The sequence below is a fragment of the Helicobacter magdeburgensis genome (assembly GCF_000765825.2).
GTDB lineage: Bacteria > Campylobacterota > Campylobacteria > Campylobacterales > Helicobacteraceae > Helicobacter_C > Helicobacter_C magdeburgensis.
In genome coordinates this window covers 90618-98704 of the sequence record NZ_JRPE02000009.1, presented here as the reverse complement: position 1 = coordinate 98704, position 8087 = coordinate 90618, and the positions used below count along the sequence as shown (strand labels likewise).

Genomic DNA, 8087 nt, shown 5'->3' with positions numbered 1-8087 from the left:
TACAGCTTCTGCTAATGCTTTTGCTTCTTCACTTAGGTTTTGAGCAAAGTTAGAACTTGTATGCAGCATTTTTCTAATCTCTTCTCCTAGAGTATTTGTAACTACTTCTACTCTACCACTTGCATCTTTTACTTCTGTGGTGAAGTCTAGTCTTGTATAGCTATCAAATACTCTTGCTATTTCATTGGTATCACTTCCTATTTTCTTTTGTAAATCATCAAGCATATGATTGAGCACATTTTTTAATTCATTTAATTGAGGATTATGAGGAGTTTCTGTAATTCTTGCTCTAAAGTCTCCAGATTCTATGGTTTTTGCAGTTAAAACTGATTGTTCTACTGCTTTAGAATCTTGCTCTAAGCCTAGTTTTGTTTTTTCTATGTTTTCGTTAATAGCGTGAGCCATAATGCCTACTTCATCGTGTGTGTTGATTTTCAAGGCTTGTGGGGCAGTTTTAGTTTCGTGGTTAAGGTATCTAAAGAATGCCACCAAAGATTCTTTAATCGTATTAATAGGATTTGTGAAAAATCTAATAAGGAAGAAAATCGCCACTGCTCCTAGCACGATCATCACTGTGGCTAAGATAATTGTTTCTACAAGACTTTTATTGATAGCTTCTGTGTAGTCAGCTTTATCGGCGGTAGAAACGATAGTCCAGCCAAATGGAAATTGCTTATAATATCCAAACTTATCAACCACCTGCCCATTTCTCAAGGTTAAGTCATAATCAATAAAGCCATTTTTATCTTTTGCAAGTGCATCTTTAAGCGCATTTTCCACTTCTTTTGACAAGCCACTTTTCACAAAATCCATATCTTCGTGTGAGAAAATCGCTCCACTTGAATCTGTCAAAAACACACTCATTGAGGGCAACTCTGGATTCTTAAAGGAGCTAAATCTTGCCTGAAAATCATCTACACCGATGTCAAATCCCACAACACCAACAAACTTACCATTTTTGATGAGAGGCATTGTAGCAGTAGCAAAAGATTCTCCCTTGTGCTTACCTACTTCGCTGACATATACAGGTGTGATGATTCCAGCTTGTTTTGCCTTTGTTTCTACATACCAAGGGCGTTTGCGTAAATCGATACCACCCACATCTTCCCAATTTGGAGAGAAAGTGGCTGTGCCGTGTTGGTTATAATCCTGCAAAATCGCCTTGCCATCATCTTCATATACGATAAACATTAAAGGATATTTAATGAGCGATGAAGCTGAATTAAGAATAATTCTTTGCTGCACCACATTGCTTTTATCAGTATTGACAATATCTCTTGCTAATACCCTTAAATGCTCTTGGGCTTCATCGCCCATTGTTATCATTATGCTACGATAGGCTGATTCTAGTGTTTGTGCTTGAATGCCTTGGTAGATGTCTGTTACATCATTTTTTGTCTTATTGAAGTTAAAGGCACTGATGACGATGATAATGATAGAAAATATTGCCACTGCCCCGATAGTGAGCTTTCCACTTAATGAACGAAACATAATATCTCCATATCTCCTTGAGGTTTGTTGTTTGTAAGATTTTTGTAAGGCGGGATTCTATCTTTTTGAAGTTTAAGTTTTGCTTTATATTTTGCGTGTTTTGAGATTATTTAGAAAATGTGTAGCATATACCTAAAAACCGCTCTCCTAGCGTGTGCAAGAGCGTTTTAAGCTTGTGAATTTCTTTAAGATAAGTATTATATCCGCATTGTTGTGAAAAAGTCTGTAATAATTCTAGAATCTGCATTTTTTCAATTAAAACTTTTGCTTGTGTATCGCAAAAGATTTTTTGAAATCCATTTTCACACAGCAGGGAATCTAGCAGTGTAAAATCCACATCGTAGGTTATATCTGCATTTTGATAAAGTGTGTGAAAATCCCCATCTTGCTCTAAAAAATCTTTTAAACTTAGCACTTGATGGGATTTATAGAATCTTGGGTTATTGTGTAGCGGATTGTAGTATTTGGCGTTAGGATTCTGCGTTTGGCTAAGATTCTCCCTGCCATAGTCAAAGCTCACAAAATGGCTATTTTTGTGAGCTTTAGCAAAGCGTGAGAGATTGCAAATAAAATCCTGCCATTGTGGCAGGAGTCCGCGAAACTCCAAAGGATTGCATTTGAGTTTGTCTAAAATCTCAAGGCTTTGTCGCGGTAAAAGGGTGGAGAGATTTTTGGCACTCAAGTTCTGCCAGATTCCACACCATTTAGAATCTTGGCTTACACAAAGCATTTTGCCAGAATCTAACACATCGCAAGGGAAGCTATCAAAAAGCTCATTGCTGATGATAAAAAGGCTTGAATCTTTATTTTGCGAGAGTGCTTCAAAGCTTTCAACAATCTTAAAGTCCAAAACACAAGAAAACTTTAAGTCTCCCAAATATGCCTTTTGTGCGTTAGCTAGGCTAGGAAGTGGCTCAATGATAATAAACTCACATTGGGGCAAAACTTCACCCAACGCATCAAGGAATAAGGCAATATCGCCTAGCAGATAGCCCTTATCCGCCCCGATTTCTACAATCCTTAAAGGCAGACTTAGGGCATTAGATTCTAAAAGTGAAAGGATATAAGAGGCGATCGCTCCACCAAAAAACTTACTCACACTCACAGAAGTGTAAAAATCCCCCGCTTTGCTGACTTTGCTAGAATCTGTGTAATAGCCATTCTCTCCATAAAGGCTTTGGGACATAAATTCGCTAAAAGGGAGCATTGCTTTCACAAGGTTTTTAGGGCAGATTCTAACCGCGAGAATCCTAAGTCAATCTCGTCTTTATTTATACTTAAAGGTGGGAGCAAACGCAAAACACCCTTGCCAGATTTCAGCACTAAAACGCCGTGATTTAGGGCAGATTCTACAATTTTGGGAAGCAAATCGGGGTTTTGCGTGTGGATTCCACACATTAGCCCTAAGCCCACTTTGTGGCTAAAAATCTGCGGGAATGCCGCTACAAGAGAATCTAGCTTTGCGTTAAAATAGTTTATGGTTTCTTTCAACGCCCCATTTTCGTGCATTTGACTTAGGATCTCAAGCACACAAAGCCCTGCCGCACAGCTTAAAGCATTGCCCCCAAAAGTTGAGCCGTGATCGCTTGGGGCAAAAATATCAGTGAGTGTGGTTAAAACTGCACCGATAGGCACACCACCGCCTAAGCCCTTGGCTGTTGTGATGACTTCAGGGCTAATGCCATAGATTTTAGAGGCAAAAATCTCGCCGCAGCGGTAGATTCCGCTTTGCACTTCATCTATCATTAACAGAATCTGCTTTTGCTTTAAATGCGAGGCAAGGGCTTGAATCTGGGATTTATCTAAGGGGCATACACCCCCTTCGCCTTGCACGAGTTCTAGCAAAACCGCACAAGTGCTTGAATCTATGAGATTATAAATATCACTCACATCTTTTGCATACACAAAACCATCAGGGAATGGTCCAAAATGCTCGTGCATTTTCTCCTGTGCGGTGGCTTTGAGCGAAGTGATTGTGCGTCCGTGGAAGCTAGAATCTAGCGTGATAATTTTATAAGCATTGCGTTGTTTGCCATATTTTCTAGCAATTTTTATAGCACATTCATTGGCTTCTGCTCCGGAGTTGGCAAAAAACGCACGCATAGGCAAAGGGGCGTTATCACGATAAAGCGTGATGAGATTGTGAGCTAGGGCGGCTTGATTTTGAATATAGTAGAGATTTGAAGTGTGCAAAAGCTTTGTAGCTTGTTTGGTGATGGCTTGAGTGAGCTTTGGATTATTATGTCCCACACTCACTACGCCAATGCCCGAGCCAAAGTCAATATAATCTTTATTTTGTGTGTCATAGAGTGTAGCATTTTCTCCGTGTGCGAAAGCGACTTTAAAACGCGAATAAGTGTGCAGCACAAATGCTTCATCAAGCCCTTGTATATGTGAAAATTCCATTACCTTGCCCCCATTTGCTAAAAATATGAAAGGCGTTGATTTTACATTAAGAGTTTAAATTTTTTGCGATATGTGGAGCGATTTTTGCTAATGCTTTGTGCGAAATACGCCACAGAACACCAAAGGATTTTAATGCAGATTCAGAATCTCAACCACACTCAAACACCCATAAACACAAGCTATGTAAGGAATAAAGATAACTTTAGTATCAGCAATAATGAATCTTATGCCACAGATTCTAAATCTTTAAAAGAAGAAAAAACAAAAGAGGATAGTCAAAAAAGCACGGCTGCTAAAATTGACACGCAAAATGTGGGTGAAAGCACCACACAAGAAGTAAAGCAACCAAGCGAGATTGAGCCAAATGCCCCAAAAATGGAGGATTTAGAGGGGCATAAAAATCGCATTACCTATGGGCTGAAGGTGCTAGAGTTAATGAGTGATGAGGAATATAAGGCGTTTTTATGGGCGAGTGAAGGAATGAGTGAAATGGAAAAAATGCTTATGGCTCAAAGTCTGTATCGCTTCACAGAGTTTTATCAGGGTAAGGATTCTAAAAATATGGAGCAAAATGGGCTTGATAATCAAAAGATTCAAGCACAAAGGGCTTTTGGCGTGGAGCAGAAGAATATTGAAGATTTTATCAATCGCTACAAAAATGCCTATGATAAAGTGCTAGAATCTCAATATGCTTCACGCGTTTTAGGGGCTGTGCCAAATGATTTTTTGTGATAGATTTGGAAGTTTTTGTGTTGAGTGCTATGTGGAAAAAAAGGATTTGTAGCAAAGTGTGATAGCGTGTGAAGTAGCTTTTGTGGGAAAGTGCTTGACTTATTGTTGCTTTTTGCTTAGAATTGCGACTTTTGTTTCTTCAATGCTTTTTGTTAGATTCTTAATCTTTATAGATTCTTGATTTAGAGGTCAAAGTAGCTCAGCTGGTTTAGAGCGCTGGTCTCATAAGCCGGAGGTCGGGGGTTCAAGTCCCCCCTTTGACACCATACATTTTTCTATTCTATGACTTTATGCATTAAAAAGACACTTTAAGATCAATGTTATTTGGTGGATTTTTATGGGGCTTATATTTTTATTTGAGTTAAAGGCTACCATTGAAAATCATAATAGTAGCCTTTGAAGTTTTGGGGTAGTTATTTTAGTGGGGCTTCAAGGGCGATTTCTACCTGCGACCAAGTCAGATTCTCGTGCAAGTCGGCTACCGCTTTTTGCAAATTTGCTCGTGCGTTTTCAAGTCCAAACTCACTTAAATCAAGCACACCCTTTGCTATTAGCTTTTTGTTTGCCACTTCATATTGCATCGGCACTTTTTGACTTTTGCCATTCATTCGCACATTTGCTAGAATCGTGCCTTTATCTTTGCCTTCAATCACATCTTTGAAAGTTACTTTGATGGGCTCTTTTTTAGCAAAATTCCCAAAGAAATGTGTTGTAACATTCTCATTTTTTTGTGGATCGCCAAGATTAACTTTCATAATGTCAATGGTTGCTGTGGCGTTGTTGAGCTGTGATTCTAGGCTTTGGGCTTTATTGGGTGTGCCAAACTTAAACTTCACATCATCAAATCCCCCACTTACAGCTACCTTAGCAGGTGTTTTAAATGCTGTCCATTTGACTTCTGCTTTTTCTGTGTCAATACTTGCCGCACACGCTATGCTACCTATCAGTGCTAGTCCTGCAATGATTTTTTTCATTTTTGTCTCCTTGTGAAATTGTGATTTTCTGCAATTCTATTTTATGAAAATTTTATAAATAATTTTGTAATTTTGTTTAGGTTTTTCATAAAGTGAGTAAAGAAGTAACTTAGCTAGTTGCATAGTCGTTGCTAGAATCTTGCTATAATGCCCCAAAAATTCCCCAAAACAAAGGATAAGCGTATGGAGATTTTACATAGTATTAATGACTTTAATGAAGCAAAGCAGGTTATTCCCGGTGGGGTAAATTCACCTGTTAGGGCGTTTGGTTCTGTGGGCGGGACACCGCGATTTATCGCTAGGGGCAAGGGAGCGTATATCTATGATGAAGATGATAATGCCTATATTGATTTTGTGCAAAGCTGGGGACCGCTGATATTTGGACACGCTGATGAGTTTGTAGAATCTGCCCTTACTCTAGCCCTCAAAGATGGACTTAGCTTTGGTGCGCCAACGGAGAAAGAAACAACACTTGTAAAGCAGATTATCTCACTTGCAAATAGTGTGGAGAAAATGCGACTTGTAAGCTCGGGGACGGAAGCTACTATGAGTGCGTTGCGACTGGCTCGGGCATTTACTAATAAAGATGATATTATCAAGTTTGAGGGTTGCTATCACGGGCATAGCGATAGCTTACTAGTTTCTGCTGGAAGTGGTTGTGCGACATTTGGGACTCCTAGCTCACCGGGTGTGCCAAGCGATATTTCAAAGCATACTTTAGTAGCAAGGTATAACGATATAGATTCTGTGAAAGCGTGTTTTGAGCAAAGTAAAAATGTGGCGTGTGTGATTATTGAGCCTTTGGCTGGGAATATGGGCTTTGTCCCTGCTGATAGGGAGTTTCTTTACGCATTGAGAAAGCTATGTGATGAGCATAACGCCCTTTTCATCATAGATGAAGTGATGAGTGGCTTTAGGGCTGGGTTGAATGGGGCATTAGGAATCTACAATATTGAAGCGGATTTGGTTACTTATGGTAAGGTGATTGGCGGTGGGTTGCCTTTGGCGGCTTTTGGCGGGAGGGCTGAAATTATGGATATGTTATCCCCCGTTGGAGGTGTGTATCAAGCCGGGACTTTAAGCGGGAATCCCATTGCCGTGAGTGCAGGGATAGCCACACTCTCACTTATCAAATCAAAACCGCATTTATATGATGAGCTAGAATCTTTAGCAAAAACTTTGACACAGGGCTTACAAAATGCCGCACAAGAGTATGAGATTCCATTGCAGGTGGATTATCGTGGCAGTATGTTTGGCTTTTTCTTTAACGCAGGGGTGGTAAAAAATTTTGATGATGCGAAAAAGAGTGATGTAGCGATGTATGCGAAGTTTCATCAAAAAATGCTAGAAAAGGGCGTGTATTTTGCCTGCTCGCAGTTTGAGACAGGTTTTATTTGCTCTGCGATGAATGGAGCGATAATTGAAGAAGTGATACAAAAGGCAAGAGAGAGTTTTAAAGAGATACATTTTGAAGGCTAAAAAGTGGAAAATATAGATAAAAAGCAGAATCTAGATTCTGTTAAGCTTGAAGCAACTCACTCAACGCTAGATTTAGCCTCACAAGATTCAAAAGTATCTAGCCTAGAATCCACACAAGAATCTATACAAGATTCTACACAAAAAGCCACGCAAAAATCGCAAAAACCGCGTTTAAGTGCGGTAGTCAGCGGTGCAAATGAGCTAAGTTTAGGCATATCAATCGTGGTGGCGGTGGCTTTAGGCATTGGCATAGGCATTGGGCTAGAATATCTAAGCGGGGCTAGATGGAGCTTTTGGCTTGGGGTGGCTTGGGGTATTGGAGCGGCGATTTTAAATATTTACAAAGCTTATCAGCGTCAGCAAAGAGACGCACAAGAACTTGCTAAAAATCCACGCTATGCCTACAAGCCACAGGATTCAAAAAAAGCTCAAGATGACGATGATGAAGATGAAAATGGTAAATACTACTAAAAATTATGCCTACAAGCTTGGGCTAGGCATTACAGGGGTAGTGTTGGGGGTAGCGTTGATTGGTGGGCTTGTGGCGTTGCTTTTTGGTGTGGAGGCGTTGCTTAGTTTTGAAGTGGCATTTTTGGGTTTTGTGTCTATTGTGGGAGGATCGTTTGCAGGGGTGCTAAAAAGAGTGAAAGCACAGGAGCAAGATTCTATATCCTTGGCTTCACGGCAGGATTTAGATATACAACAAAGTCTTACGCAAGATTCGCAACTTGCAGAAGAAACTAAAGAATCTCATAATCAAGCAAAGCAGGAGAATTCAAGCTTTTCTACTCGCTTTGTGCTTGGCACACAGATGAGTTTTTCGCTTTTAAGAATGCTAGGATATATTATTTTTACTGGGCTTATTTTGTTTTTATTGCATTATAGGCTCTTTGCTCTTCTATGGTTTTTTGTGGGGTTATGCGTGGCACTTGTGGTGCTTGTGGGGTTAGGTATGTTTGCGGTAAAAGCCCATAAATATACCAAAATGTAGTTTAGATTCTATAC

8 protein-coding genes and 1 tRNA gene are annotated in these 8087 nt (G+C 39.8%); 5 read left to right on the top strand and 4 right to left on the bottom strand.

Annotated features, from left to right (window positions below; translation table 11 throughout):
* The 3 genes from LS74_RS07265 to LS74_RS07255 form a co-directional block, all read right to left on the bottom strand.
* Positions 1-1491: HAMP domain-containing protein (locus tag LS74_RS07265; protein ID WP_236096857.1), on the bottom strand; the 1491-nt coding region annotated here is incomplete at its 3' end.
* Between the two features lie 106 nt (positions 1492-1597).
* On the bottom strand, positions 1598-2698 hold the full coding sequence (locus tag LS74_RS07260) for an SAM-dependent methyltransferase (protein ID WP_034585270.1): 1101 nt from the start codon (positions 2696-2698) through the stop codon (positions 1598-1600).
* A gap of 5 nt (positions 2699-2703) precedes the next feature.
* Complete coding sequence (locus LS74_RS07255) at positions 2704-3897, bottom strand: aspartate aminotransferase family protein (protein ID WP_034585257.1); 1194 nt, start codon at positions 3895-3897, stop codon at positions 2704-2706.
* Between the two features lie 84 nt (positions 3898-3981).
* Between LS74_RS07255 and LS74_RS07250 the strand changes: the two genes are divergently transcribed.
* The gene (locus LS74_RS07250; protein ID WP_167480473.1) at positions 3982-4629 is read left to right on the top strand and encodes a hypothetical protein; all 648 of its coding nucleotides are present in this window, start codon (positions 3982-3984) and stop codon (positions 4627-4629) included.
* A gap of 188 nt (positions 4630-4817) precedes the next feature.
* A tRNA-Met gene (locus tag LS74_RS07245) sits at positions 4818-4895 on the top strand.
* Between the two features lie 147 nt (positions 4896-5042).
* Here LS74_RS07245 and LS74_RS07240 read toward each other — a convergent pair.
* Positions 5043-5603 (bottom strand): YceI family protein, encoded by a 561-nt coding sequence (locus LS74_RS07240; RefSeq protein ID WP_034585255.1) that lies wholly within the window; start codon positions 5601-5603, stop codon positions 5043-5045.
* Positions 5604-5786: 183 nt separating this feature from the next.
* On the opposite strand from LS74_RS07240, the gene hemL reads away from it, so the two are divergent.
* From hemL to LS74_RS07225, 3 genes are read left to right on the top strand one after another with little or no spacing between them, the layout of a single operon-like run.
* Positions 5787-7082, top strand: coding sequence for a glutamate-1-semialdehyde 2,1-aminomutase (hemL, locus tag LS74_RS07235; protein WP_034585253.1), 1296 nt, complete (start codon positions 5787-5789; stop codon positions 7080-7082).
* Between the two features lie 3 nt (positions 7083-7085).
* On the top strand, positions 7086-7553 hold the full coding sequence (locus LS74_RS07230; protein ID WP_084584197.1) for an AtpZ/AtpI family protein: 468 nt from the start codon (positions 7086-7088) through the stop codon (positions 7551-7553).
* A complete protein-coding gene (locus LS74_RS07225; protein WP_236096856.1) occupies positions 7537-8073 on the top strand; it encodes a hypothetical protein in 537 nt (178 codons plus the stop codon). Before LS74_RS07230 ends, LS74_RS07225 begins: the two co-directional genes overlap by 17 nt.
* The last annotated feature ends 14 nt before the right edge of the window (positions 8074-8087 follow it).

Excerpts from the sequence above, each read along its gene's own strand:
- LS74_RS07260 (WP_034585270.1), bottom strand. The coding sequence starts at position 2,698 with ATGCTCCCTTTTAGCGAATTTATGTCCCAAAGCCTTTATGGAGAGAAT.
- LS74_RS07255 (WP_034585257.1), bottom strand. The coding sequence starts at position 3,897 with ATGGAATTTTCACATATACAAGGGCTTGATGAAGCATTTGTGCTGCAC.
- LS74_RS07240 (WP_034585255.1), bottom strand. The coding sequence starts at position 5,603 with ATGAAAAAAATCATTGCAGGACTAGCACTGATAGGTAGCATAGCGTGT.
- hemL (WP_034585253.1), top strand. The coding sequence starts at position 5,787 with ATGGAGATTTTACATAGTATTAATGACTTTAATGAAGCAAAGCAGGTT.
- LS74_RS07225 (WP_236096856.1), top strand. The coding sequence starts at position 7,537 with ATGGTAAATACTACTAAAAATTATGCCTACAAGCTTGGGCTAGGCATT.